Origin of the sequence: Clostridium sp. AF50-3 (assembly GCF_003477445.1) — a bacterium.
GTDB lineage: Bacteria > Bacillota > Clostridia > Lachnospirales > Lachnospiraceae > Otoolea > Otoolea fessa.
On the sequence record NZ_QUDH01000003.1, the window covers coordinates 66164 to 91144 of the forward strand.

General features: G+C 50.3%; 21 protein-coding genes and 1 other annotated feature. Of the genes, 6 read left to right on the forward strand and 15 right to left on the reverse strand.

The window, feature by feature from the left end; genetic code table 11:
• Nucleotides 1-43: 43 nt before the first annotated feature.
• Nucleotides 44-1330 (reverse strand): aminotransferase class I/II-fold pyridoxal phosphate-dependent enzyme, encoded by a 1287-nt coding sequence (locus tag DW085_RS04660; protein ID WP_107000512.1) that lies wholly within the window; start codon nt 1328-1330, stop codon nt 44-46.
• A gap of 296 nt (nt 1331-1626) precedes the next feature.
• On the opposite strand from DW085_RS04660, the gene DW085_RS04665 reads away from it, so the two are divergent.
• Nucleotides 1627-2520, forward strand: a complete 894-nt coding sequence (locus DW085_RS04665; RefSeq protein WP_243033930.1) for a polysaccharide deacetylase family protein — start codon at nt 1627-1629, stop codon at nt 2518-2520.
• Between the two features lie 2 nt (nt 2521-2522).
• On the opposite strand, the gene DW085_RS04670 is transcribed toward DW085_RS04665, so the two are convergent.
• The 10 genes from DW085_RS04670 to DW085_RS04715 all read right to left on the reverse strand — a co-directional run bounded on the left by DW085_RS04670 (nt 2523) and on the right by DW085_RS04715 (nt 12473).
• On the reverse strand, nt 2523-3623 hold the full coding sequence (locus DW085_RS04670; protein WP_118491613.1) for a zinc ribbon domain-containing protein: 1101 nt from the start codon (nt 3621-3623) through the stop codon (nt 2523-2525).
• Nucleotides 3624-3730: 107 nt separating this feature from the next.
• Complete coding sequence (locus tag DW085_RS04675; RefSeq protein WP_118491615.1) at nt 3731-4564, reverse strand: RNA methyltransferase; 834 nt, start codon at nt 4562-4564, stop codon at nt 3731-3733.
• Nucleotides 4565-5096: 532 nt separating this feature from the next.
• Nucleotides 5097-6056, reverse strand: a complete 960-nt coding sequence (locus tag DW085_RS04680) for a LysR family transcriptional regulator (RefSeq protein WP_118468162.1) — start codon at nt 6054-6056, stop codon at nt 5097-5099.
• Nucleotides 6057-6173: 117 nt separating this feature from the next.
• Complete coding sequence (gene atpC, locus DW085_RS04685) at nt 6174-6587, reverse strand: ATP synthase F1 subunit epsilon (protein WP_118491617.1); 414 nt, start codon at nt 6585-6587, stop codon at nt 6174-6176.
• A gap of 6 nt (nt 6588-6593) precedes the next feature.
• Nucleotides 6594-7994, reverse strand: coding sequence for a F0F1 ATP synthase subunit beta (gene atpD / locus DW085_RS04690; protein WP_107000980.1), 1401 nt, complete (start codon nt 7992-7994; stop codon nt 6594-6596).
• 41 nt (nt 7995-8035) lie between these two features.
• Nucleotides 8036-8938: an ATP synthase F1 subunit gamma gene (atpG, locus tag DW085_RS04695; RefSeq protein WP_107000517.1), complete on the reverse strand. Its 903-nt coding sequence runs from the start codon at nt 8936-8938 to the stop codon at nt 8036-8038.
• 14 nt (nt 8939-8952) lie between these two features.
• Complete coding sequence (gene atpA, locus DW085_RS04700) at nt 8953-11025, reverse strand: F0F1 ATP synthase subunit alpha (RefSeq protein ID WP_118491619.1); 2073 nt, start codon at nt 11023-11025, stop codon at nt 8953-8955.
• Entirely contained in the window at nt 11012-11500 is a 489-nt protein-coding gene (locus tag DW085_RS04705; protein ID WP_118491621.1) for an ATP synthase F0 subunit B, read from the reverse strand. The genes atpA and DW085_RS04705 overlap by 14 nt, the downstream gene beginning before the upstream one ends.
• A gap of 31 nt (nt 11501-11531) precedes the next feature.
• The gene (gene atpE / locus DW085_RS04710; RefSeq protein ID WP_022359062.1) at nt 11532-11756 is read right to left on the reverse strand and encodes an ATP synthase F0 subunit C; all 225 of its coding nucleotides are present in this window, start codon (nt 11754-11756) and stop codon (nt 11532-11534) included.
• A 39-nt stretch (nt 11757-11795) separates the two neighbouring features.
• Nucleotides 11796-12473: a F0F1 ATP synthase subunit A gene (locus tag DW085_RS04715; RefSeq protein WP_107000520.1), complete on the reverse strand. Its 678-nt coding sequence runs from the start codon at nt 12471-12473 to the stop codon at nt 11796-11798.
• Nucleotides 12474-12854: 381 nt separating this feature from the next.
• Here DW085_RS04715 and DW085_RS04720 point away from each other — a divergent pair, with 381 nt between their 5' ends.
• Nucleotides 12855-13799: a LysR family transcriptional regulator gene (locus DW085_RS04720; protein ID WP_118491623.1), complete on the forward strand. Its 945-nt coding sequence runs from the start codon at nt 12855-12857 to the stop codon at nt 13797-13799.
• A 68-nt stretch (nt 13800-13867) separates the two neighbouring features.
• On the opposite strand, the gene DW085_RS04725 is transcribed toward DW085_RS04720, so the two are convergent.
• Entirely contained in the window at nt 13868-14533 is a 666-nt protein-coding gene (locus tag DW085_RS04725; RefSeq protein WP_181357208.1) for a Crp/Fnr family transcriptional regulator, read from the reverse strand.
• Between the two features lie 244 nt (nt 14534-14777).
• Between DW085_RS04725 and DW085_RS04730 the strand changes: the two genes are divergently transcribed.
• Together DW085_RS04730 and DW085_RS04735 are read left to right on the forward strand one after the other, a co-directional pair.
• On the forward strand, nt 14778-16724 hold the full coding sequence (locus DW085_RS04730; protein WP_118491625.1) for a DEAD/DEAH box helicase: 1947 nt from the start codon (nt 14778-14780) through the stop codon (nt 16722-16724).
• A gap of 217 nt (nt 16725-16941) precedes the next feature.
• Entirely contained in the window at nt 16942-18309 is a 1368-nt protein-coding gene (locus tag DW085_RS04735) for an NAD(P)/FAD-dependent oxidoreductase (RefSeq protein WP_118491627.1), read from the forward strand.
• A gap of 130 nt (nt 18310-18439) precedes the next feature.
• Here the strand turns inward: DW085_RS04735 and DW085_RS04740 are convergent, their stop codons facing one another.
• Nucleotides 18440-18784 (reverse strand): MGMT family protein, encoded by a 345-nt coding sequence (locus DW085_RS04740; protein WP_347474976.1) that lies wholly within the window; start codon nt 18782-18784, stop codon nt 18440-18442.
• A gap of 20 nt (nt 18785-18804) precedes the next feature.
• Complete coding sequence (locus tag DW085_RS04745; protein ID WP_118491631.1) at nt 18805-20562, reverse strand: SulP family inorganic anion transporter; 1758 nt, start codon at nt 20560-20562, stop codon at nt 18805-18807.
• A 241-nt stretch (nt 20563-20803) separates the two neighbouring features.
• Nucleotides 20804-21058: a binding site (T-box leader), on the forward strand.
• Nucleotides 21059-21171: 113 nt separating this feature from the next.
• Here DW085_RS04745 and DW085_RS04750 point away from each other — a divergent pair.
• Together DW085_RS04750 and thrH are read left to right on the forward strand one after the other, a co-directional pair.
• Complete coding sequence (locus DW085_RS04750; RefSeq protein WP_117796188.1) at nt 21172-22908, forward strand: carbon starvation CstA family protein; 1737 nt, start codon at nt 21172-21174, stop codon at nt 22906-22908.
• Nucleotides 22909-23243: 335 nt separating this feature from the next.
• Nucleotides 23244-23846, forward strand: a complete 603-nt coding sequence (gene thrH, locus DW085_RS04755) for a bifunctional phosphoserine phosphatase/homoserine phosphotransferase ThrH (RefSeq protein ID WP_022359071.1) — start codon at nt 23244-23246, stop codon at nt 23844-23846.
• Between the two features lie 105 nt (nt 23847-23951).
• On the opposite strand, the gene DW085_RS04760 is transcribed toward thrH, so the two are convergent.
• On the reverse strand, nt 23952-24977 hold the full coding sequence (locus DW085_RS04760) for an NrtA/SsuA/CpmA family ABC transporter substrate-binding protein (RefSeq protein ID WP_333489837.1): 1026 nt from the start codon (nt 24975-24977) through the stop codon (nt 23952-23954).
• Nucleotides 24978-24981 lie beyond the last annotated feature (4 nt).

Genomic DNA, 24981 nt, shown 5'->3' on the forward strand with positions numbered 1-24981 from the left:
CCTTCGACATACCCATACAATTCCTGTACTTCTTGGTTTAATATTACATTTCCTCTAACAGCTTGTTGACACTGACCAGCTTGACGCAGAGTGCAAACAGCTCGGTTGCAGTGATCAGATCCTGCAGCGGCGGATAAGATGGAGCAATACGGATGTTGCGATCCTCCGGATCCTTGCCATATGGATAAGTTGCACCGGCTCCGGTCATGACAACGCCTGCTTTCTTGCACTTCGCAACGATCTCCTTCGCACAGCCGTTCAGTGAATCAAAGGAAATGAAGTAGCCGCCGTGCGGTTTTGTCCAGGTACCGATCTCCAGTCCGCCCAGCTCGCGGTCGAGAATGTTCTCAACAGCCTCGAATTTCGGACGCAGGATGTTGGCGTGCTTTCTCATGTGCTCTACCATGCCGTGGATATCCTTGAAGAAACGCACGTGGCGGAGCTGATTCACCTTATCATGACCGATAGTCTGGATCTTTAACTGCTTCTTGATATCGTCCAGGTTGTTGTGGGAAGTTGCGATTGCCGCAATACCAGAACCCGGGAAGGTAATCTTGGAAGTTGAAGAGAATTTGTAAACCATATCCGGGTTACCGGCTTTCTTACATTCTGCCAGAATCTCCAGCACATGATCCTGCTCATCGTCATATAAATGATGGATACCGTATGCATTGTCCCAGTAGATACGGAAATCCGGAGCAGCCGGATGCATGCGTGCCAGACGGCGTACCGTCTGATCGGAGTAGGAATTGCCGGTCGGGTTAGAGTACTTCGGAACGCACCAGATTCCCTTTACGGTCGGGTCGGTTGTCACATACTGCTCTACCAGATCCATATCCGGACCATCTGCGGTCATCGGAATGTTGATCATCTCGATGCCAAAATATTCAGTAATGGAGAAATGTCTGTCATATCCCGGTACCGGACACAGGAATTTAACCTTGTCAAGCTTGCACCACGGGGTATTTCCCATAACGCCATGAGTCACAGAACGGGAGATGGTGTCGTACATTACGTTCAGGCTGGAGTTTCCATAGATAATGATATTGTCAGCCGGAACCTCGATCATATCCGCTAACAGCTCCTTCGCCTCGCTGATACCGTCCAGACCGCCGTAATTGCGGCAGTCTGTCCCATCTTCGCAGGTCAGATCACTGTCGCTGCTCAGTACGTCCATCATTCCCATCGATAAATCAAGCTGCTCTGCACTTGGCTTACCGCGTGACATATCCAGCGTCAGATTCTTGCCCTGAAACTCCCGGTACTGATCGCTCAGATCACGCTTAAGTTCCAGAAGTTCTTCTTTCGTCATCTCGCTATAAGGCTTCATCCTTCAACATCCTCCTTGTTTCTCTTATTTATTTCATCATAATTTCATAATCTGCTTTTCATCCAGCTCCCCTTGTTCAAGGGTTCGGAGCATCTCATCTAAGCATCGTTATAATAATAACATAGGTACAAAGGGCATGACAAGCATTAATTTGTTATGTCAGCACATAAAATTTGTTATATGGTACCGCTTGGTTTTTCCGATTCGGTGCATTTCACGGACACCAAATTATAATAAAAACATGATGTTCCCCCTTCTTTCATATATTTATGAAAATATATCTTTCAGGTCACATCATGTTCATTCATTTTCCCATGCATTTTGTTCCATCACGTTTCCGGCACATCATTTCCCCGCTGCTGGTTCCCGCCCTGTTTGCCATCGCTTTCTTCGCCGGGCAGACTGCCGCACATTTCCTGCGCCGTCCATCCGGGCACACGGTTTCAGCGCCTGTTATCGCCTGTGGCTCGCTCCCACCTGCCTTTGATTCCGATTCGATTCCGGTTTCCGCAGATGGAAACTGGGGACTTGGATTTCCCAGTCCAGGGCAGACACCGGTCGGCAATGCCTCCGCCGACACTTTAAAAAATTTTGATGCTTTCTATGTAGGCGATACCTCCAAGCCCGTCATCTATCTGACCTTCGACGCCGGATATGAAAACGGCTGCACACCTGCCATTCTGGAAGCACTGAAAAAACACCATGTCCCGGCAACCTTTTTCGTCGTCGGCAACTATCTCGAAACCAGTCCTGAACTGGTAAAACAGATGATCGCAGAGGGTCACACCGTCGCCAACCACACGTATCACCATCCCGATATGTCCCGCATTTCCGACAAAGCAGCATTTGAAAAGGAGCTGACTGCCCTGGAAACACTCTACCAGTCCGTCACCGGGCAGACAATGAAAAAATATTACCGTCCGCCGCAGGGCAAATACAGTGAATCGAACCTGCAGATGGCAAAGGAGCTCGGCTACAAGACCTTTTTCTGGAGTCTCGCCTATGTGGACTGGATGCAGGATCAGCAGCCATCCAAAGAAGAAGCATTTTCCAAGCTTCTGACGCGCATCCACCCCGGCGCGATCGTCCTTCTGCACAGCACTTCGCAGACCAACGCTCAGATTCTCGATGAACTTCTGGCAAAATGGGAGGAAATGGGGTATCAGTTCGGGCAATTAGATGAATTATAAAATTATACCAGCAGCATTTTCCGGATAAACGAAAGGATCGCGCCTCCGATGCTGCAGAACAGCAGAAATCCGTGGTTCGCATTGATCGCCTCCAGCGCCGCATAGCCGCCGTCTACAATCGGCTGTAAGCTGCCCGCATTCTTCGGCATCAGGTACGCTGCCGGACCGGCTACTAATACCAGAACAAGGATGATTATAAACGGGATAAATCCGCGCCCCGTATCGTATTTTTGCAGCCGTACTTTACCACCCGCGTGCTTGCCTGACAGAATCCACAAGCACCAGATCGCGCCCATCAGTACCAGAAATACGCCAATCCCTACATAGAGTCCCAGACCATAATTTTCCTCGGTAATCATAGTTCCGATATAGCCCAGATCGTCGCCGCCATACCGAAATGCCTTCGCATTCGCCCAGGTGATTCCCGCCATCAGAAGAAAACTGGCTGCCTGCATCACGCGCGCCATCAGCACAACCACGCCGGTTACTCCGGCTGCCGTCACATCCAGCACGGACGGACCGTCATTTGAGTCACTCTGCGTATGCGCCTCACTGCGCTCCGCCGCCCGTCTGGCGCGCTCTGCCTCCCGGGACTGGCGTTCCAGTTCCCGCTGGTGGCTGCGCTCCATCCGATTTTTCTGACGCTCTGAGCGCTCCCGCTCCGACTCCAGAGCATGAAGGCGTTTTTCCATCTGCTTCTGCTGTTTTGCATCCCGCTTATCCTCTTTCGCGCTGGAAGAAGAACGTCTCGCGCCCTGTCGTCTGCGCGATGCCGCTTCACGGTCGCGGCGGGCATCCTCCTGTGCCTGGGATTGGCAGCGTTCATTGTCGCGGCGCTCTTCCTCACGCTTCTGTGCGTCCTGACTCTGGCTGCTCCGCTTTTCCTGACTGTTTCGTTTCGATCCAGAGCCGGATTCCGCCTTTTTCTCATCCGATTCCATCCGAGCTGGATTCCGCTGTTCTGAATCACCGTCGTCATAGCTATTTTCCGGCTTTCTTCCCACCGTTTCCTGTTCTCGGCGTACTGTATCATTTACAAGCGGAGTTCCGCAGTTACTGCAAAAATTTCCAACTGCCTCCTGTCCGCATTTTGGACACTTCATTCTATTTTCTCCTTCCTCCAAACGATTCTTTCCATCCATTTCCGCACTCATTTCTGGCATTTGAAACGCATTTAAACAATGTACATTTTTTTTACACAGCCAGAACTTTATTTCCTGTTTCCCATGCCCAGCTGCCAGAACGCCACTGCACTCGCTGCTGCCACGTTGAGCGAATCCACGCCGTGTGACATCGGAATTTTCACAGTGTAATCGCACGCCGCGATCGTCGATGCCGCCAACCCGTCACCCTCGGTTCCGAGAATGATCGCTAATTTTTCTTCCTGCGAAAGCGCCGGATCCGCGATACTCACGGAACGGTCACTGAGCGCCATCGCCGCCGTGCGAAATCCCAGCTTCTTAAGCGCTTCCATACTGTTCTCCGCCCAGTCGCCCTTCGGAATGTACGTCCACGGCACCTGAAACACTGTTCCCATACTGACACGGCTTGCGCGGCGGTACAGCGGGTCACTGCATCCCGGTGTCAGAAGCACCGCATCCATAAAGAGCGCCGCCGCTGACCGGAAAATCGCCCCCACATTCGTAGGATTTTCTACATTCTCAAGAATCGCAATCCGTCTGGCACCTGCACAGATTTCCTCGATCCCCGGCATTTTCTTCCGTTTCACCGCACACAGCATCCCGCGCGTCAGTTTAAAGCCGGTCAGGCGCGTCAGCACATCAAATGGTGCCGTAAACACAGGCACTCCCGCACACACCGGGCGTTCCAGAATCTCCCGCCCTTCTGTCTCGATATGGCGTTCTTCCATCAGAAAAGAAACCGGCTCATATCCCGCGTCAAGCGCCCGCCCGATGACCTTCGGGCTTTCCGCAATGAAAAGACCTTCCTTTGGTTCATTATAATGAAATAACTGCCCCTCGCTCAGCCGGGCGTAGATATCCAGCTCCGGCGCTTCCAGGGTTGTAATTGAAATATGATTCATTCTGCTTTTCACCTTTTTTAATATGGTTTTCATGTTCTATCGAGTATACCACATTTCTTACAAAAAGAAAGTGCCGATTATGGACGCTGACATGAAATCATTCCTCTATTCTGCCGCATTCTATCATCCTCTTTCCGATTTCGTTCCTATTTCCGTGTAAATCTATCTTCGGCAAAAGATTTCGATTTGTCACATTAAAAATGGCAGCAAATAAAACGGTTTCAACAATAAATTTTCCTCTTTCCCCACATCTTTCTGTGACAGCAAATATAGGTTATGCACATTCCTTGAATATTTTCTGTAAAACTCTCGGATTGACTCATGTTTTCCCATTCCGGAAGACTTTATTTCAAAAGCATTTATTTTGCAACACACTTTTTAATGGCATTTTTATGAAATTTAATAAAAAATGCACCTTGGCACATTCTTTATGGAATAATAAAAAAGAGCAGCAAAAGCTGGATTTACGCTCATTTGCTACTCGTTTCGGTATTATTAATTTCCTGTTTTAAAAAAAGTCAAACCAAAAAAATCACCTGTCGGAAACAGGAATTCTGGTTATTGGTTCACGGGTAGACACTTTGGAAACCGGCACTCCCACTCTCCGCTTCAACGCCTCAATATACAGTCCCGCAAACCGTCCCGGTGTCACGCGATTGTGGGTAATGTAACCGATCTCCATATAATCGTCCACATCAAGCGGAATCGCTACAATATTCGGTCCGTTCAGTTCCTCATTGATGACACCGCTGCAGATCGTATACCCATTCAGCCCGATCAGAAGATTAAACAGGGTCGCGCGGTCGGACACCAGGATGTCCTTGCGGCTGTCCAGCGTGCTGAGGATCTCCTCGGAGAAATAAAAGGAATTGTGCTCGCCCTGCTCATAGGACAGACGCGGATAAGGTTCCAAATCTGACAGGGTGATGGAACTGCGGCTTGCAAGCGGATTGGCCGCACCGATAAATACATGTGGTTTTGCCATAAAAAGCCGCGTAAATTTGAGGTCGTGTTCCCGCAGCGTCTTGCGGATCACCGTCTCGTTAAAACGGTTCAGATACAGCACGCCAACCTCGCTCCTAAGCTTCGCCACATCCTCAATCAGCTCATACGTCTGCGTCTCGCGGATACGGAAATCGTACTCTTCTCCGCCGTACTCGCGGATCAGATCGACAAACGCCTCAACGGCAAAGGAATAGTGCTGGGTGGAGACACAGAACTGGCGTTTCTGCGGCACAGCGCCAAAATAGCGCTCCTCGATCAGGTTTGCCTGCTCGATCACCTGTCTCGCATACCCCAGAAATTCTTCCCCGTCCGGGGAAATCACCACGCCCTTGTTCGTGCGGGTAAACAGGGAAAATCCAATCTCATGCTCCAGTTCCTTGATCGCCGCCGTGAGGCTCGGCTGTGCAATATAAAGTTTTTTTGCCGCCCCGCTGATGGTTCCGGCTGCCGCCACCTCCACCACGTATTTTAACTGAAGTAATGTCATGCCCTGTTCTCCATTCTTACTGATTTTCTGTCATTTCTTTCTGAACCGCATCTGCCACAGAATCATATTTTTTTCATTCACAGGCATAAAACAGACTCAAATCTGTCTCTGAAATACCTAGTTTACGAATTTTTCCGTCTCTTTCAGACGAACCAGCGCTCTCGCCATCGCCGCGCGGGTGCTGTAATACTCGGAAATACTCTGTTTCTGGCGCAGCCGCTCTTTCGCACGCTCTAATGCCTCCTGCGCCCGGATCCGGTCGATCTCCTCCGGTTTCTCGATCGTATCTGCCAGCAACATAACACGATTGTTGGCGATCTCACAGAAGCCCTGCCCGACGACTGCCGCCTCCCACGGACCGTCCTCTGTCGCCTGGAAACGCATTTCTCCCGCTTTGACTGCCACGATCTCGCTCTCATGGTGTGCCATGACAGCCATCTCACCGTCCACCGCCGGAAGGATCAGACAGTGGCAGACTCCCTCATAGAATGTCCGGTTACTGGATATGATTTTTACATGAAAATCTGCCATCCGTTCCTACGCCTCCTGTTTCTCTAAAGCCTTCGCCTTTGCCACTACATCCTCGATCGTTCCGACATTGAAGAATGCTGCCTCCGGGTACGCATCCATCTCACCATCCAGAATTGCCTTAAAGCCCTTGACGGTATCCTTTAACGGCACATACTTGCCCGGTACACCAGTAAAGTTCTCCGCCACGTGGAACGGCTGGGATAAGAAACGCTGTATCTTTCTTGCGCGGCCGACGGTCAGCTTATCTTCCTCAGACAACTCGTCCATACCCAGAATTGCGATAATATCCTGCAATTCCTTGTATTTCTGTAAAATCTCCTGCACCCGTCTGGCCGTCTCATAGTGTTCTTCGCCGACCACATCCGGTTCCAGAATACGGGACGAGGATTCCAGCGGATCGACCGCCGGGTAGATACCCTGTTCTACGATCTTTCTGGAAAGAACCGTAGTTGCATCCAGATGGGTAAAGGTCGTCGCCGGTGCCGGATCGGTTAAATCATCCGCCGGTACATAGACTGCCTGGATTGAAGTGACCGAACCATCTTTCGTCGAGGCAATCCGCTCCTGCAGCTCGCCCATCTCATTCGCTAACGTTGGCTGATAACCAACCGCCGACGGCATACGCCCAAGCAGCGCTGAAACCTCCGAACCTGCCTGTACATAACGGAAAATATTATCGATAAATAGTAACACATTCCGGTGCATTTTGTCACGGAAATATTCTGCCATCGTAAGCCCGGTCTCTGCAACTCTCATACGAGCTCCCGGCGGCTCGTTCATCTGTCCAAACACGAGCGCTGTCTTTTCCAGAACACCGGATGCCTTCATCTCACTCCAGAGGTCATTGCCCTCACGGGAACGCTCACCGACACCCGTAAAGATAGAATAACCGCCCTGCTCCATCGCAATATTCCGGATCAGCTCCTGAATCAGGACTGTTTTTCCGACGCCCGCGCCGCCAAACAGACCGACTTTTCCGCCCTTGGAATACGGCGCCAGAAGATCAATAACCTTGATGCCCGTCTCCAGAATCTCCGCGACCGGGCTCTGATCCTCAAATGGCGGCGGATCCCGGTGAATACACCAGTGCTCCTCACCATCCAGCTTTTCTCCTCCATCTACCGTCTCACCTAAAACATTAAACAAACGTCCAAGCGTCTTTTCGCCAACCGGAACGGAAATGCCTTCTCCCGTCGGTGTTACCTTCATGTCACGGCTCAAGCCCTCGCTTGCCGACAGCATGATGCAGCGGACGATATTATTTCCCATGTGCTTGGCAGCTTCCATCACACACGTCTTTCCCTGATTTTCTACTGTGAGCGCGTCCCGGATCTCCGGAAGGGGACCGCTCTCAAATTTCACATCGACAACCGGACCGGAAACCTGGACAATCTTGCCTTCCGGCAGGCTGGTTTCAGTCTTTTTTGTCTCTGCCGCCTGTTCTCCCATCACACTCTCATCTCCTCTTCTCGTTCTCGTCTCTGTGCAGCCGCGCCGCCGCATACTTCGGTGATCTCCTGTGTGATCGCCGCCTGCCGCGCCCGGTTGTACATCGTATTCAAATCTTTTAAAAGTGCATCCGCATTATCCGTCGCCGCATCCATCGCCATCATACGGGCATTCTGCTCGCTGCAGAACGACTCAACCAGCGCGCCATAGATAAATCCGGCTACATAGTTCGGAACGATCGCATTCATCGCTTCCTCCGGCGTTGGCCGGAGGGAAAACTCCTCCAGCCGCACATCGACCGGAATCGCCATTCCGTGCATATCCGGCTTGGTAATCGGAAGCACCCTTTTATCCTTCGCCACACTCTGCATCACATTTTCCATTCTTGTATACAGGACATGGATCTCATCCAAATCACCCGACAAATATCGTTCCAGAAGCATTCCAGCAATCCACCTTGCCCGGTTAAACGTCGGATCCTGCGCCGTATACTGGAAATTTTCTTCAATCGGGATGTGCTGGGAGGCAAAAAACTGCCGCCCCGTCTCACCGATGACAAACAGATGTACCTCGCGGGAAGGATCCTTTAAAAATGTATCCGCCATCTTCATGATGTTATGGTTATAAGCACCCGCCAGCCCTTTATCGCCGGAAATAACCAGCAGCCCCGTTTTCTTCGACTGGTGCCCTTCTTTTTCAAAATAGGGACTTTCCATATTCGGCAGATGTCTCTGGATACGCCGGATGACATTTTGCAATGCATAGAAATACGGCTCCGTCTCTGCCAGTTCTTTTCTGGCTTTCTTTAATTTCGTCGAAGATATCAGGTACATCGCGTTCGTGATCTTGCGCGTATCCTGAATACTCCGGATCCGGTTCTGGATCTCTCTGAGTCCTGCCATCTTCCATCACCGCCTTACTGCTTATCCAATTTTGCATCCGCTGTGGCTGCCTCCAGCGCATTTCCCTGTGCTTTCAGGAATTTTGCCTTGTACTCGCCCACCGCCTTCGCAATCTCGCGCTGGATATCCTCGCTGAGTGTCTTCGTCGTGCGGAGTGCGTCTCCCACCTGCGGGTAGGAGCTTCTCATATATTCGTAAAGACCGCCTTGGAATGTCTTCAGCTTTTCCTTCGGAATATCTACCAGCAGATGGCTCGTCGCCGCATACAGAATCACAACCTGTTCTTCCATCGAGAGCGGATGCTCAAGCGGCTGTTTTAACAGCTCCATCAGACCGCTGCCGTAGGTAAGCTGTGCCTTAGTCGCCGGATCCAGATCGGAGCTAAACTGTGTAAATACTTCCATCTCGCGGTACTGTGCCAGGTCGATACGTACGCTTCCGGCTGCCTTCTTCATCGCCTTGGTCTGCGCTGCGCCGCCGACACGCGATACCGAAAGCCCTACATTGACCGCCGGGCGCATGCCCTCGAAGAACAGCGAACTTTCCAGGAAAATCTGTCCATCTGTGATGGAAATAACGTTGGTCGGGATATACGCCGACACATCGCCCGCCTGTGTCTCGACAATCGGCAGCGCTGTGATTGAACCACCGCCCAGCTCATCCGAAAGCCGCGCCGAGCGCTCCAGCAGACGGGAATGCAGATAGAATACATCGCCCGGATATGCCTCACGTCCCGGGGAACGTTCCATCAGAAGAGACAGTGCACGGTACGCAACCGCGTGTTTCGATAAATCGTCATAGACAATCAGAACATCTTTTCCCTGATGCATGAAATATTCTGCCAGCGCCGTTCCTGCATACGGCGCGATATACTGTAAGGACGCCGGATCACTCGCCGTCGCTGCCAGCACGATGCTGTACTCCATCGCCCCGTGTTTTTCCAGTGTATGAACCAGTCTCGATACCGTTGAAGCCTTCTGACCGATCGCCACATAGATGCAGATCACGTCTTTTCCCTTTTGGTTCAGCATCGTATCCACCGCGATCGAGGTCTTACCGGTCTGGCGGTCGCCAATGATCAGCTCACGCTGTCCGCGTCCGATCGGGAACATCGAATCGATCGAGAGGATACCTGTCTCCATCGGGGTATCAACTGACTGACGCTCGATAATACCCGGCGCCGGTGACTCCACCGGACGGTATCCGGCTGCCTCAATTTCCCCTTTATTGTCGATCGGATTGCCCAGCGCATCTACAACACGCCCTAAGAATCCCTCGCCAACCGGGATACCTGCCATCTTGCCAGTCCGCATCGCGCGGCTTCCTTCTCCGATGGTGTTCGCATGTCCAAAGAGGATGCAGCCGATCTCCTTCGACCGGATATCCTGTACCATGCCTCTCACATCACCGTCAAACGCCACGATCTCGCCATACATTGCGTGGTCGATTCCATCCACATAGGCGATGCCGTCGCCCACCCGGCTGACCGTACCGATCTCACGGGCTGAAATGTCGATTCCATCCAGATTTCCTTTCAGAATCCCGATGATTCCCTTCTGGGTAAGGAAATCACCCGAATCCGGCTCTTTTACCAGATTCTTTAATTTATCTGCCAGTGCCCGTTTTCTTCCCTCCGTGCTCCAGTCATATTCCTCACTTCCGACCCGGAGGATAAAACCGCTTCCAAGCTCCGGCTTTTCTTCCTTCACAATCCGGAGTTCCCGTCCCGGATATTTCTCCGAGAGAAATTTCCGGATTCCGGCTGCCTGTTTTTCATCCGGCTCTTTGACATATTCCAGCACACAGCGCAGATATTTATCCGGCTTTTCAAACGCCTCCGCTTCCTTAATCAGATCCGGCATCATTTTCATTGTCTGATCCTGTGCCAGCACCTCGATGATTCCCCGGACTGCCAGCGGAAACAGGCTACGAACCAGATCTTCCCGCTTCTCACGGGTCAAATCCGGATTTTCAAGCTCTGCCGGAAGCTGCGGTGTCGCAGCCAGTATCTCAGCCGCATGCTGCAGATCATCGACAGAAATCTTCTGCCTCTTTATTTCTTGTAAATAGACATCAAGTTTCTTCATTCTCCGTCGTACCCGCTTTCTTCAAAAACTCATCATAAAGAGCGCTGTCATCCGACTTCTTGTTCATCGAACCAGCCGCCGCGTCCAGAACCAGCGACAAAATTTCATGCTTCGCCTGTTCGAGCATCTTATCCTTCTCCCGGCGTGCATCCTCGCCCGCCTTACGGATGACTTTATCTGCCTCTTTCTGGGCGTTTTCAATCAACTGGCGTCCTTCCTCACGTGCACTCGCACGCGCCGCATCCAGCACCTTGTTTTTCTCTACTTCTATTTCATCCTGGCAGGCTGCGTATTTCTCTTTCTCCGCCTGCGCTTCTTCCTGCATCTTTTTTGCCTCATCATACTTTTCCTGAATGGCTGCATTCCGTTTATCGATCACTTTGTTGATCGGCTTAAAGAGGAAAATACGGATAATTGCATACCAGATTAAAAGGTTGATGATCGTAAAAACCAGGTTGATGTCCAACCGTAACATAGCCTTGCCCCACCTTTCGTTTTCTATCGTATCAGCTTAAAAGAATAATAATCAAAAGGGCAATAACGAAACCATAAATAGCAGTTGCCTCGGCAAGTGCCGCACCTAACAATAGAATCTTTGTGATTTTTCCCTCTGCCTCCGGCTGTCTTGCGACTGCCTCAGTCGCCTTAGATGTGGCGATTCCGATACCAATTCCGGCTCCTGCGCCTGCAAGAACTGCCAGACCTGCTCCAATTGCAATGATTGTACCCATAATAAAGTCTCCTTTTTGTAATTTTCTATTTCTCTTCTACTACTCGATTGATTCCTTGATAAAAAGCCCTGTCAGAAAGACAAATACATACGCCTGAATCAGACCGTCAAAGATATCAAAGTAAGCGCTGAACAATACCGGAAGCCCTACCGGAAGGATGTATTCAATCAATTTCATGATGACGAACGCGCCCAGCACGTTTCCGAACAGTCGCATACACAGCGACAACGGTTTGATAAATACCTCCATGATATTGATCGGTGTCACGATGGCGATCGGCTCTGTAAAGCTCTTTAACCATCCTTTTAAACCTTTGACCCGAATCCCTGCTGTCTCAATCAGCACAATACTCATCAGCGCCAGTGCTGCCGTGACGTTCAAATCCTTAGTTGGCGGCTTGAACCCCAGTATACCAAGCAGGTTCGCCACGCCCAGATACATCAACACAGATGTCAGATACGGCGCATAGCCTTTTCCTTCCTCTCCGAGGATTCCCTCGCCAATGCCCTGCAGCCACGTAACAGCGTTCTCCAGAAGGAGCTGTCCGCGTCCGGGATGTTCAACTTTCAGACCGTGCGTCACAATCAGTGAAACCACGAGCACCACTGCCATCATGATCCATGTAACCACAACGGATTCTGATATGCCGATCCCGCCAATTGTAAAGGCTGTCTCACAGTTCAATTCCTTGATCAGGGTCGCACCCAGATCTCCCATACTGTCACTTCCTCTCTCCGGGTTGTTCTCCCGCGGCTGCCCCGGCTATTTTTTTCATTTCCCGATGCCGCCACGTGTTCTAGTTACGGTTCACGCATATGTGCCCAGTAACGTTTTCTCCTGTGTCTCCACATTCTTCCCGTCTGTTCCCGATCTTACTCCCGGAAATACAAATGGTAAAATTATATTTTTTTCCTATATCCATAGATAAAATGAATGGTGATAGTTATTGGTAATCGTTATTGTGGCTGGACATTTCTGGAAAAATACGATAAAGTGTGACTATATTTGGTAAATACACGTACAGATATAAAATCAGATAAACACTGTTTCAATCAGGCAGAAACAGTCCGGCATACAGAAAGGATTTCAACTACATACATGGACATCAGTTTCGACTACTACAAGGTTTTCTATGAGGTGGCTCGATGCCAGAATATTACCCAGGCGGCTTTGAATCTCTGCCTCACGCAGCCAACCGTAACAAAATACATTCATAATTTAGAAGATATGCTTCAGTGCAAACTTTTCAACCGCTCCCAAAAAGGCGTGACCCTGACCGATGAAGGGCGGATCCTGTTCCGCCAGATCAACCGTCCCTGCCAGCAGATGGGACGAGCGGAAGAGCTTTTAAAAGAATACACGAACAGTCAGAGCGGCAAGGTTTCGATCGGTGCGAGCGAGCTGACAATGCGCTTCTTTCTGCTTCCTTATATTGAACAATTCCAGCAGCGTTTTCCGAATGTGACCGTGCAGATTCATTCCAACTCTGCGCCGATCACCGCTTCTTCCTTAAAGGCCGGGGAAAATGACTTTGCCGTCATCATTTCTCCGATCCACGAGATCATGAAGGATCTGGATCTGGTTCACGTGATGCCGGTTGCCGAGTTCCAGGACATCGTCATTGCCGGAAACCGTTTTTCCGAGCTGCAGAACCGCACACTCTCCCTTGAAGAGCTCTGTATGCACCCACTTGTCAGCATGGAGTCCGGCACAACGACGCGGCTTTTTTGGGACAATCTCTTTGAGGAACAGGGGCTGGATCTGCGCCCGAGCATCGAAGTTTCTTCCAACGACCTGATCGCCCCGACCGTCTCCCACAATCTGGGAATCGGCTTTGTTCCCTCGGAATTTGCCCGGAACTACCTGCTCAACTACCGCGTGTTCCAGCTTCACCTAAATATCCCTATCCCGAAGCGCCAGATCCTCGTCCTGCAAAACCCGATGCGCCCGCTGACGCCGGCGGCACAGGCATTTCTGGATATGCTGAAACAGCCGGTGCAGGAAAGTATAGGGAATGGACAGCCGGTCTTGTTACACCCATAGGAATTTTCACTAAAAATACCCTGTCGGTCGGATTTTAATGCTCCTGACAGGGTATTTTTGTTTGTAATCTACAAGCTTCTAACCTCTTCATATAAATGAAAGTGATTTTTTCTAAATTCCAGAAGCCCTTCCCGCTGCATTTTCCCCAGCTCTGCCGACAGCGCCGACCGGTCCACACCCAGATAGTCGGCGAGCTGCTGGCGATTGAATGGGATATCAAATCTCTCGCTCTCATTTTTTACCGCCTGATCGGAGAGGTACGACAGAAGCCGTCCCCGGATGGATTTCGACGATGTATTGAAGATCCGGCGGGACAGCTGCAAGTTTTTCTGCGCCGAGATTGCAAGCAGGTTGCGGATAAGCTGCGTGTGATGTCCGCAAGAATTGGGACACTGCGACAGCATTTTTCCAACATTTAAAAACAGCACTTCCGTCACCTCTGCTGCAAACACATCGACCAGCAGCTTTTCCCCCGGCACGCACGCATATGTCTCCGCAAAAATCTGTCCCGGTTCTACCCGGTCTAGAATGCTGCGGTTACCCCACAGATCATCGTTGACAATCATCACACTTCCGTGCATCACCACACCCAGAGATGTGACCGTATTCCCCGCGCGATAAATCATTTCTTCTTTTTCATAACTGCGTTCCTCCGCCCCCAGACAGGACAGCATCTCCCCGATTCCGGATTCGCCCGCGCCTCGAAACAGGGGGCTGCGGCTTAGAAGCTGCATTTCGAAGGGAGTTAAATTCAGGCTGGCGCCCGTTTTATAGTTTGATGCCATATAGATGTTGACCTTTCTGTTTTAACTAAGTGTTCTTATTATATCAAATATTTTTATATTTTTCTGCAATCTGATTTCCCGTTCTTGCACATCCATACAACTTCTGCGATAATAGAAACATTCCTATATCAAATGAAGCTTTAAACCAGAAGATTTATCGGACAGGATATTTACATAAAGAGGAGACTTTCAAATGATCGAGCCAAACCAGCTTCTTCAGACATATATCCGCCAATATCAGGCGGCAAGCAAGAAAAAACGAAAAACCAGTTCCCGCCCCCGCGATCTGAACGAGCGGACGAACCGGCTGTTAAAAACATTGAAACGCACCAAACCGACGCAGGTCACCAGCCTCTCGCTGGAGGAATGGCACCGCCAAATCAAAAATCTGGCTTATTTTGCGTACCGTTCGCACAACGATGCTGTCACAAAGCTCATTGAAACCAGCCTGCTGCCACAGCTCATCCGCCTGGATGAGGCAATGTTTCTGCCTGCCCAGCGCGATGATATTTCCATGGATTTTCTGAATTATCTGGAAACAGAACTGGATGGTCAGCTCTGTACGCAGACACTTCTGGAGCTTTACCAGATCTATAAGCGCTACGTCATCCAGTATAAAATCATGGATCTCGTCCCATCCCGTCCAGAGCTGGAATTTCCGGAGACTATGGCAATGAACCGCCGTTTCATTCTCCACATCGGCCCGACCAACAGCGGCAAAACATTTCACGCGCTGGAACGCTTAAAAACAGCGAAAAAGGGCACTTACCTCGGTCCGCTGCGCCTTCTGGCGCTTGAGGTATATGAAAAAATGCACGACTGCGGCGTTCCCAGCACCATGCTGACCGGTCAGGAGTGTATCGCCGACGATGACAGCCGGATCACAGCTTCGACGATCGAGATGGCAGATTTCTCCGAGGAATACGATATTGCCGTGATTGATGAGGCACAGCTGACCGCCGATCCAGACCGCGGGCATTGCTGGACAAAGGCGATTCTGGGACTGAAAGCCCACGAAATCCATGTCTGCATGAGTCCCGCCGCTGAATCTGCTGTCACACACCTGATCCATCTGTGCGGCGACAGCCTTGCCATCTGCCGGTATCAGCGCAAAACTGCGCTCATCTGTGAGGACACGCCATTTTCTTTCCCAGAAAGTGTTCTTCCCGGCGATGCACTCGTCGTATTTTCCAAAAAATCCGTGCTGGATGTGGCGGGACGTCTGGAAGAAGAAGGTATCAAGGCAAGTGTTATATACGGAAGCCTGCCGCCGGAGATCCGCCGCCGCCAGATGCAGCTTTTTACCAGCGGCAAAACCAAGGTGGTCGTCGCCACCGACGCGATCGGCATGGGACTCAACCTGCCTGTCCGGCGTATCGTATTTGTACAGACCCAGAAATTTGACGGTACCACCCGGCGCGGTCTGTCCGTACCGGAGATCAAGCAGATCGCCGGACGCGCCGGACGCTTCGGACTCTTTGACACCGGCTACGTCAATGCGATGGGGCAGGAATCCCTCGATTATATCCGGGAACAGCTTACTCAGGAGGAGGAACCGATCGAAAAAGTCAGCCTCGGTTTCCCACAGATTCTCCTCGATCTGGACGAGCCGCTGGACGTTATCATCAAAGTCTGGAAATCCGTTGAGCCGACGCCTCCGTTTGAAAAGGTCAGCGTCGATGAGATTTTAAGCCTTTATGCGCAGGCAGAACGCCACAGAGACGATATCTACGGATTCGATGACAAACGGATTCTCTACCGCATGATCAGCTGTCCCATCGATATCAAGGATCATCAGGTTGTCCTGCAATGGCTGCGCTACTGCAAGGATTACCCGGCGGACAAACGCCTGAAACACCCGGACAAAGGCGCCGGTTCCAAGCTGGGACTGCAGAAATACGAAACGTATTACCGCAAGCTCGACCTCTACTACCAGTTCTCCCACCGTTTTGACAAGATCATCGACGAGGACTGGCTCGAACAGGAACGCAGCCGCACTGAGGGTACGATCATGCGGTATTTGTCCAAGGGCAAAAAAAGCTACATCGCCCGCTGCCAGCGTTGCGGACGGATACTGCCGGTTGGATATCCGTTTAAGATTTGTGAGCCGTGTTTTCATCACAGTTCCATTATCGATTAGCCCCTGATTTTACCGTTTTACGTTCCGGCTGTTCAACACCACCAATGCCGTAAAAGAATCTTTATTCTGAGGTGATGATATAATAACGGAAGATGCCATGACGACATGGGGGATACTGTTTCGGGGGAGCGCATGACGTGCTGCCTCTTTTTTCGAAATTTATGCTATAATACAGAAAGAGGGAATCAAATTTTAGGAAAACAAGGAGAATTTCAATATGTATGATGTGTTAATTATCGGCGCCGGTCCCGGCGGTATCTTTTCTGCCTATGAGCTGATGGAACGTAAACCGGATTTAAAGATCGGTGTTTTTGAGGTAGGACATCCGCTGGAGCACCGTAAATGTCCCATTGATGGTGATAAAATCAAGTCCTGTATTCACTGCAAATGCTGCTCCATCATGAGTGGATTCGGCGGAGCCGGTGCATTTTCTGATGGAAAATACAACATTACCAATGATTTCGGCGGCACCCTCTATGAGTATATCGGAAAAAAGACAGCCATTGAACTGATGGAATATGTGGATGGAATCAACCTCCGCTTTGGCGGGGAAGGCACGAAGCTATATTCCACTGCGGGAACAAAATTCAAGAAAACCTGCATGCAGCACGGCCTGCATCTTCTGGATGCTTCGGTCCGCCATCTGGGTACGGATATTAATTATATTGTTCTGGAGCACCTCTATGATCATCTGAAGAATAAGGTGGATTTCTATTTTGACTGTGCCATCGAAACCGTGGAGAAAACGGAGAAGGGTTACAAAGTTTACAGCGATGATACAACCTTTGAGGGTACGAAATGTATCATTTCCGCCGGCCGAAGCGGCAGTAAGTGGATGCAGAAGGTATGCAAGGACCTGGATATCCATACGAATTCCAACCGTGTGGATCTGGGGGTCCGGGTTGAACTGCCGGCTGAGATCTTTTCGGATCTTACAGATGAACTCTATGAGAGCAAGATCGTGTATCGTACGGAAAAATACGAGGATTACGTGCGCACCTTCTGTATGAATCCCAAGGGAGCTGTGGTAAATGAGAATACCAACGGCATCGTAACGGTAAATGGCCACAGCTACGAGGATCCTGCAAAGCAGACCCATAACACGAACTTTGCCCTTCTGGTAGCGAAACATTTTTCAGAGCCCTTCAAGAATTCCAATGAATATGGAGAGAGTATTGCAAAACTCAGCAACATGCTGGGCGGTGGTGTAATTGTGCAGCGTTTTGGAGACCTGATCCGCGGAAAAAGAAGCACGCAGCAGCGAATCAATGAATCTTTTACGGTTCCAACCCTCAATGCGGCAGCCGGTGATCTGAGTCTGGTTCTCCCGAAGCGGATTCTGGACGGTATTATCGAGATGATTTATGCCCTGGATAAGGTAGCACCGGGTACGGCGAATGATGACACCCTTCTCTATGGAGTGGAGGTAAAATTCTACAACATGGAGGTGGAAGTGGATCACAACCTGATGACCTGTCATGATGGACTCTACGTCATCGGTGACGGCAGCGGTATTACCCATTCCCTTTCCCATGCATCTGCCAGCGGTGTCTATGTGGCACGGCAGATCGCGGAGACAATTTAATAATAAACGGTCAGAAATGTCTATTAAAAATGGATAAGATGCAGCCCCTATCGTCTGCCATCTTATCCATCTCATTTCACTTCTTTCGCTTACCAACATCTCATTCAGATGCATTTTCCTTGATTCCCACTCAGATCCCCAACTTCCGAAACAACGCATACAATTCTTCTGCCTCGTCCATCGAAGGTTTCCATCCATATTGTTTTAAATCGACGCGGTCACCGTCCTCGGTGGAGTCCACCCGTATTCCATCCTGTTCCAGCAGTTTTTTCTGCTGTCCCGGATAGTCGAACGCCGCTGCGCCGCTTAGAAAGCCCTTGGAATTAATCACCCTGAATGCCGGGACATCGCCCAGGCGGTTGGTGCGGAGCGCATATCCCACCTGACGGGAATGGCGCGGTTCACCGCACAGGAGCGCTACCTGACCGTAGGTCGTCACGCAGCCGTCCGGAATGCGCCTAAATACTTCTTTCATTCTCCGATAGATGTCCATAATTATTTTCCCAGCACCTCGTCCGCATGATCAAGTGCTGCCTCGATATTCGGGCAGAAATGATCGCGTCCGACCATATCCACAAATCCTGCTTTCTCCATCACGTGCATCGGCTGCTCGTTGACATGGGACAAAATCAATGTGACGCCGTTCTTCTGGCAGCGCTCATAGAGGGCAACCATCGAATTCATCGCTGTACTGTCAACTGCCGGAACAGCACGCATACGAAGAACCAGGCATTTCGTCTCCTCGCAGGTTTCAATCTGGTTGATGCGGTCTGCTGCACCGAAGAACAGAGGTCCTGTAATCTCATAAACAGCCAGTTCTCTCGGGATCTCCCGCAGACGTGCCTGTTCTTTCATGGCTGCTTCTTCATCTTCTGCAGCTGCCGCTAAGAGCTGTGCCTCTTCCACTGAAAGCTCTTTTCCGGCTTTTTTCGCTTTTCTTACTTCCTGCGCTTTGCGCTTCTGCTCCTCTACTTCTTCGACATAAAGCCAGCTTCTGACGCCCGTCTCATCGCTCATCCGCTTCATAAACAGCAGGCAGGATAACAGCATACCGATCTCGATCGCTACAACCAGATCGAAGATAACGGTTAAGAAGAAGGTCAGCACCAGAACCGCAATATCACTCTTCGGAGCCGTCTTGGTCAGACGGACGAAGGTTCTCCACTGACACATATTGTAGGCAACCATAAACAGGATTGCCGCGATGGTCGGCATCGGGATCCAGCTTGCACACGGCATCAGAACTACCAGAATCAGAAGCAGGACAACCGCATGAACCATGCCTGCAACCGGGGTACGGCCGCCATTTTTGACATTGGCTGCGGTACGCGCGATCGCGCCCGTCGCCGGAATACCGCCAAACAGGGCGGAAATAATATTACCCGCGCCCTGTGCCACCAGCTCCGTGTTGGAACGGTGTTTTCCGCCGATCATGCCGTCCGCCACTACGCAGGAAAGCAGAGACTCAATCGCCGCCAGAACTGCAATCGTAAACGCATCCGACAGGGAACCCTGAATCACATCGTAGCTAAACACCGGCAGACGGAACGCCGGAAGCTTGTTGCTGACCGTGTAAAGGTCGCCGATCGTATTCACATGCAGCGGCAGGAATTTTACCATTAAAATACCTGCAATAACCGCTACCAGCGATCCCGGAATTTTTTCCGTGATCATCGGCATCACAATCAGAATCGCCAGACACACCACGCCGACGATGATCGCGTGCAGGTTGACACTTCCGAATCCGGCTGCGAACGCTTTCAGCTTCTGCATCGTCTCGATCGTCTCCATGCCTGCCGGATAGGTTACGCCAAAGAAATCCTTCAACTGACCGATGACGATCGTCACCGCGATACCGGAGGTAAAGCCGGTCGTGATTGTAAACGGAATAAACTTAATCAGTGAACCAAAATGGCAGAATCCCATGATAACCAGGATGATACCTGCCATGATCGTCGCAACTGCCAGCCCTTCCACGCCGCTCTTCGCCACAATACCTGCCACGATCGTTGCAAATGCCGCCGTTGGACCTGCAATCTGTACCTGGCTGCCGCCTAAAAATGAAATCACAAATCCGGCTGCAATCGCCGTGTAGATACCCTGTTCCGGACCTACCCCCGAAGCCAGCGCCAGCGCGATCGAAAGCGGCAGCGCGATGATCGCTACGATGATACCCGCTACCACATCTGACATCAGCTGTGCGCCGGAATACTTCTTCAATGTTGTAAACAACATTGGACGTATTTTTTCCATACCTCAAACTCTCCCTTTTTCTTCCCAATTTAAATAAAAAGTAATTGCCAGCCCTAAAAAGAACCGACAATTACCTATTATACCGCAAAATAAGGGGGTGTCCAGTTTTTTCGAAATTTTAACACAGATTTCTTAGTTGTGATTTTTTTGTCAAAATGACGGATTTGTAAACTTTCTGTCACAAACTTCCGGCTATTTTTTCGATTGACTTTCCTTTAAAAAAGTCTATAATTCGTACTTGTAAAAAGCATTGAGCAGGACACGATTTCCAATTCTCCACGTTTTCAGAGAGCTGCCGGGCGATGAAAGACAGTAACGCCGATGGAAATTATCCCCTGTGAGCTGATCGGACAAACGCATGCAGGATACCAGTAGTCCGGTCCGGATTCCTACCGTTAAAGAGGAACATATTCAGAATGATGGATATGGCTGAGAGATCGGCTTTACAGCCGGTAAAAGAAGTGGTACCGCGGATGCTTATGCCTCCGTCTTCTTGAACTTTTAAAAGTTTCAGGAGGACGGAGGCTTTTTTGTTTCCCCGCTCCCGAAACTCCGGCAAACTGCCGGGACACTAAAAACCATTTGACCTATGGGAATGGAGGTATCTTTATGAACACATTAGTTATCGTAGTTATCGCAGCCTGTTGTCTGGCGGCTGGTTATCTGCTCTACGGCAGATGGCTCGCCCATAAATGGGGCATTGATCCAAACGCAAAAACACCGGCCGTCACAAAAGAAGATGGTCAGGACTATGTTCCGACCGATGGCTGGGTTGTATTTGCCCACCAGTTTTCATCCATCGCCGGTGCCGGTCCTGTCACCGGTGCTATTCAGGCGGCTGTCTTTGGATGGGTTCCGGTCTTTCTCTGGATCATCCTCGGCGGCATCTTTTTCGGCGCTGTTACCGATTTTGGTGCCCTGTACGCCAGCGTTAAAAATGAAGGCAAATCGATGGGACTTCTGATTGAACAGTACATCGGCAAAACCGGTAAAAAGCTGTTTCTTCTGTTCTGCTGGCTCTTTACTTTAATTGTAACCGCCGCTTTTGCCGACATGGTTGCTGGTACATTCAATGCATATGAGACGGTAGACGGCGTGACCAGCTTATCCGCCGCCGCAACTGTTAACGGCGCAGCCGGAAGCATTTCCCTTCTGTTCATTGCCTTTGCCGTTGTATTTGGACTGATTCAGAAAAAGGCTCAGTTCCATGGCTGGAAACAGACCTTGCTCGGACTTGTCTGCACGGTAGCTGCTTTCGTCATCGGCATGAACTGCCCGCTCATTACCACCAAGGCGAACTGGTCCTACATGGTATTCGCTTACATTTTCCTCGCAGCCGTTCTTCCTATGTGGCTTTTGATGGAACCGCGTGACCTGATGACAACCTTTATGTTTGCCGGTATGATTATCGGTGCCGTCGTTGGACTGCTTGTCGCACATCCGGCAATGAACCTGGCGCCTTACACTGGTTTCCACAATGAGAAATCCGGTGACCTGTTCCCGATTTTGTTTGTAACCGTTGCCTGCGGCGCCGTATCCGGTTTCCACAGCCTGGTTTCCTCGGGTACTTCCTCCAAGGCAATCACCAATGAAAAGGATATGCCGAAAGTTGGCTTCGGCGCTATGCTTCTGGAAAGTTTACTGGCTGTCCTGGCTCTGTGCGTTGCCGGTGCTGCCGCTTCCGCTGATGGCACGCCTGCAACCGGTACTCCGTTTGCTATCTTCTCCTCCGGTGTTGCCGGATTCCTGGAGATGTTCGGAATCCCAGTTTACGCTGCCCAGTGCTTTATGACGATGTGCGTCTCCGCACTTGCCCTGACAAGCCTGGATTCCGTTGCACGTATCGGACGTATGTCCTTCCAGGAGCTGTTCAGTGTCGATGACATGGAACACGCCGAAGGATGGAGAAAACTTCTCTGCAACAAATATTTTGCAACGGTTATCACCCTGGTATGCGGCTACATTTTAACCCAGATTGGCTACTCCAACATCTGGCCGCTGTTTGGCAGCGCCAACCAGCTGTTAAGCGCTCTGGTTCTCATCACGCTGTGCGTCTTCTTACGCGTCACCGGCCGCGAAAACCGCACGCTGCTGGTTCCGCTGGTTGTTATGCTGTGCGTTACCTTCACCGCACTCGTTGAGCGCTGCATCGCACTGGTAAAGGCTTACAATGCCGGAACCGCTGTCTTTATGGTAGAAGGACTGCAGCTTATCATCGCGGTTCTGCTGATGGTTCTGGGTGTCATTATTGTGGTTCATTCCGGTAAAGTACTGTTTTCGAAATCGACTGCTTCGAAGACAGAAAACGATAAAAGATCTGAAATGAATAAACCGGCGCATTGCTAATGATTTCATCAAAATCAAATTATAACCCGACTATAGGTGCCAAAAAGGGAGTCTCTCGCTCACGAAACGAGACTCCCTTTTTTGGTATTTTTAATTCTATTGATAACCACTCTGCTACTATATGATGCCAACTCTTCACTTCTGAATCTTTCTCACCGCGAATAATTGGCACTTTTGTTACTGTTCACGCATACGTGCCCAATAACGCACTTTTTTCTATTCTTTCATCTTTTCTCAAATTTCTCTGGTATTTCCCCTGCATTTCGTCTATAATAGGAAGCAAATTTTTCAACCGAGCACAGCGCTGACAGGCGTTGTATCAGACAGGAGGAGACATGGATATTGTATGTTTAGATCTAGAAGGTGTATTAGTGCCGGAAATCTGGATCGCATTTGCTGAAGAAACCGGAATACCAGAGTTAAAACGCACCACCCGCGATGAGCCGGATTATAACAAACTGATGAATTACCGTTTAAACATCCTGCGCGAGCACGGACTGGGACTCAAGGAAATTCAGGAAACGATCTCTAAAATTGATCCGCTTCCGGGCGCAAGGGAGTTTTTAGACAAATTAAAAGAAATCACTCAGGTAATCATCATCAGCGATACCTTCTCCCAGTTTGCCGGACCTCTGATGAAGAAACTTGGCTATCCGACCATCTTCTGCAACTCTCTGGTTGTCAGCGAAAATGGTGAGATTACCGATTTTAAGATGCGCTGTGAGAAATCCAAATATACAACCGTCAAAGCACTCCAGTCCTGCGGCTTCGAGACGATCGCCAGCGGCGACAGCCACAACGACCTCGCCATGATTGAGGCAAGCAAGGCGGGCTTCCTCTTCCGCACGACGGAGGAGATCAAGGCAGAATATCCGCAGATTCCGGCTTATGAGACGTATGATGAGCTGTTAGAAGCGATTAAAAAGGTATTAGCGTAAACATTCCGTATTTTCATAATTGCATATGCAATCGTAAAAGCAGCCCCCGGAATCCACACTCCGGGAGCTGCTTTTCAATCGTTTATCCTCTCAAATGTTCACTGATTATTTTTCAATAAATAACTGTTTTACATCAAATGCCTCGTCGATCATGCCGGATTCATACATGAAATCAGCGGTCTTCTGGAAGCCTTCTTTGTCATCATCTGTGATCTCGGTAGAGAAATCATAGAGATCGTACATGCTTTTGACTGCATCGGTGTCCAGATCCAGCTCATCGGCTACGATCTGCATCGTCTCATCCGGTTTTTCTTCCATGAAATCAGCAATCTCGGTCTGTGCTTCTTCCAGCTTCTCGATGATCTCCGGGTGCTCGTCATAGAATTTCTGCGTCACTGCCACTGCAATGATCGCCTTAATCAGGCCTTCGCCGTCGGCTACCAGGTGGTAACCCTGCTTCCCTGCATTGTAAGCAGTTGCGCCAGCAACCAGAGCCACGTCTACACTGCCGCCGTCCAGACCTGCTTTTGCATCCGGGATCGACATATTGACATAGTTGACATCGTCGATCGTCATGCCAGCCGTTGCCAGATAGGAAACGAGAAGCTCATGCAGGTTGGTTCCGGTCGGTCCTGCGATTGTCTTTCCTCTCAGGCTTTCCGGCGTCGTCAGGGACTCATCCTTAGAATACATACAGAATGCCTTCGGAGAACGGCTGTACATATTTAATACCTTGATATCCGCTCCATTTGCTGCAGACAGAATCACCGAAGTACCGCCAACCGCATACAAAACCTGCACATCGCCGGAAGCCAGCGCCTGTGTCTGATCTGCCCCGGAGGTCAGCTCCGCATAATCAACCTCAATCCCCATATCGCCAAATGTTTTTTCAAAAATACCCTGATTTTTTTCGATGATCGTCGGCACATTGAGCGGAGAAGTTACATACGTAAAGGTCAGCTTATCCAGATCAGATTCTTTCGCTGTCTCCTCCTCGGCTGCCGCCTCCTCTGCGCTGGTTTCTGCCTCTGCCTGCGTGCTCTCAGCCGCATCTTTTGTACCGGAGCAGCCTGCCAGGGAAGCTGCGGTAAGGCAGAGTGCCATTCCCATTGCCATCCATCGTTTCATCATAATC

What these genes read in the sequence shown, in the direction of transcription:
- DW085_RS04660 (WP_107000512.1), bottom strand. Translation starts at nt 1,330, where the DNA reads ATGAAGCCTTATAGCGAGATGACGAAAGAAGAACTTCTGGAACTTAAG.
- DW085_RS04665 (WP_243033930.1), top strand. Translation starts at nt 1,627, where the DNA reads ATGTTCATTCATTTTCCCATGCATTTTGTTCCATCACGTTTCCGGCAC.
- DW085_RS04670 (WP_118491613.1), bottom strand. Translation starts at nt 3,623, where the DNA reads ATGAAGTGTCCAAAATGCGGACAGGAGGCAGTTGGAAATTTTTGCAGT.
- DW085_RS04675 (WP_118491615.1), bottom strand. Translation starts at nt 4,564, where the DNA reads ATGAATCATATTTCAATTACAACCCTGGAAGCGCCGGAGCTGGATATC.
- DW085_RS04680 (WP_118468162.1), bottom strand. Translation starts at nt 6,056, where the DNA reads ATGACATTACTTCAGTTAAAATACGTGGTGGAGGTGGCGGCAGCCGGA.
- atpC (WP_118491617.1), bottom strand. Translation starts at nt 6,587, where the DNA reads ATGGCAGATTTTCATGTAAAAATCATATCCAGTAACCGGACATTCTAT.
- atpG (WP_107000517.1), bottom strand. Translation starts at nt 8,938, where the DNA reads ATGGCAGGACTCAGAGAGATCCAGAACCGGATCCGGAGTATTCAGGAT.
- atpA (WP_118491619.1), bottom strand. Translation starts at nt 11,025, where the DNA reads ATGAAGAAACTTGATGTCTATTTACAAGAAATAAAGAGGCAGAAGATT.
- DW085_RS04705 (WP_118491621.1), bottom strand. Translation starts at nt 11,500, where the DNA reads ATGTTACGGTTGGACATCAACCTGGTTTTTACGATCATCAACCTTTTA.
- atpE (WP_022359062.1), bottom strand. Translation starts at nt 11,756, where the DNA reads ATGGGTACAATCATTGCAATTGGAGCAGGTCTGGCAGTTCTTGCAGGC.
- DW085_RS04715 (WP_107000520.1), bottom strand. Translation starts at nt 12,473, where the DNA reads ATGGGAGATCTGGGTGCGACCCTGATCAAGGAATTGAACTGTGAGACA.
- DW085_RS04720 (WP_118491623.1), top strand. Translation starts at nt 12,855, where the DNA reads ATGGACATCAGTTTCGACTACTACAAGGTTTTCTATGAGGTGGCTCGA.
- DW085_RS04725 (WP_181357208.1), bottom strand. Translation starts at nt 14,533, where the DNA reads ATGCAGCTTCTAAGCCGCAGCCCCCTGTTTCGAGGCGCGGGCGAATCC.
- DW085_RS04730 (WP_118491625.1), top strand. Translation starts at nt 14,778, where the DNA reads ATGATCGAGCCAAACCAGCTTCTTCAGACATATATCCGCCAATATCAG.
- DW085_RS04735 (WP_118491627.1), top strand. Translation starts at nt 16,942, where the DNA reads ATGTATGATGTGTTAATTATCGGCGCCGGTCCCGGCGGTATCTTTTCT.
- DW085_RS04740 (WP_347474976.1), bottom strand. Translation starts at nt 18,784, where the DNA reads ATGAAAGAAGTATTTAGGCGCATTCCGGACGGCTGCGTGACGACCTAC.
- DW085_RS04745 (WP_118491631.1), bottom strand. Translation starts at nt 20,562, where the DNA reads ATGGAAAAAATACGTCCAATGTTGTTTACAACATTGAAGAAGTATTCC.
- DW085_RS04750 (WP_117796188.1), top strand. Translation starts at nt 21,172, where the DNA reads ATGAACACATTAGTTATCGTAGTTATCGCAGCCTGTTGTCTGGCGGCT.
- thrH (WP_022359071.1), top strand. Translation starts at nt 23,244, where the DNA reads ATGGATATTGTATGTTTAGATCTAGAAGGTGTATTAGTGCCGGAAATC.
- DW085_RS04760 (WP_333489837.1), bottom strand. Translation starts at nt 24,977, where the DNA reads ATGATGAAACGATGGATGGCAATGGGAATGGCACTCTGCCTTACCGCA.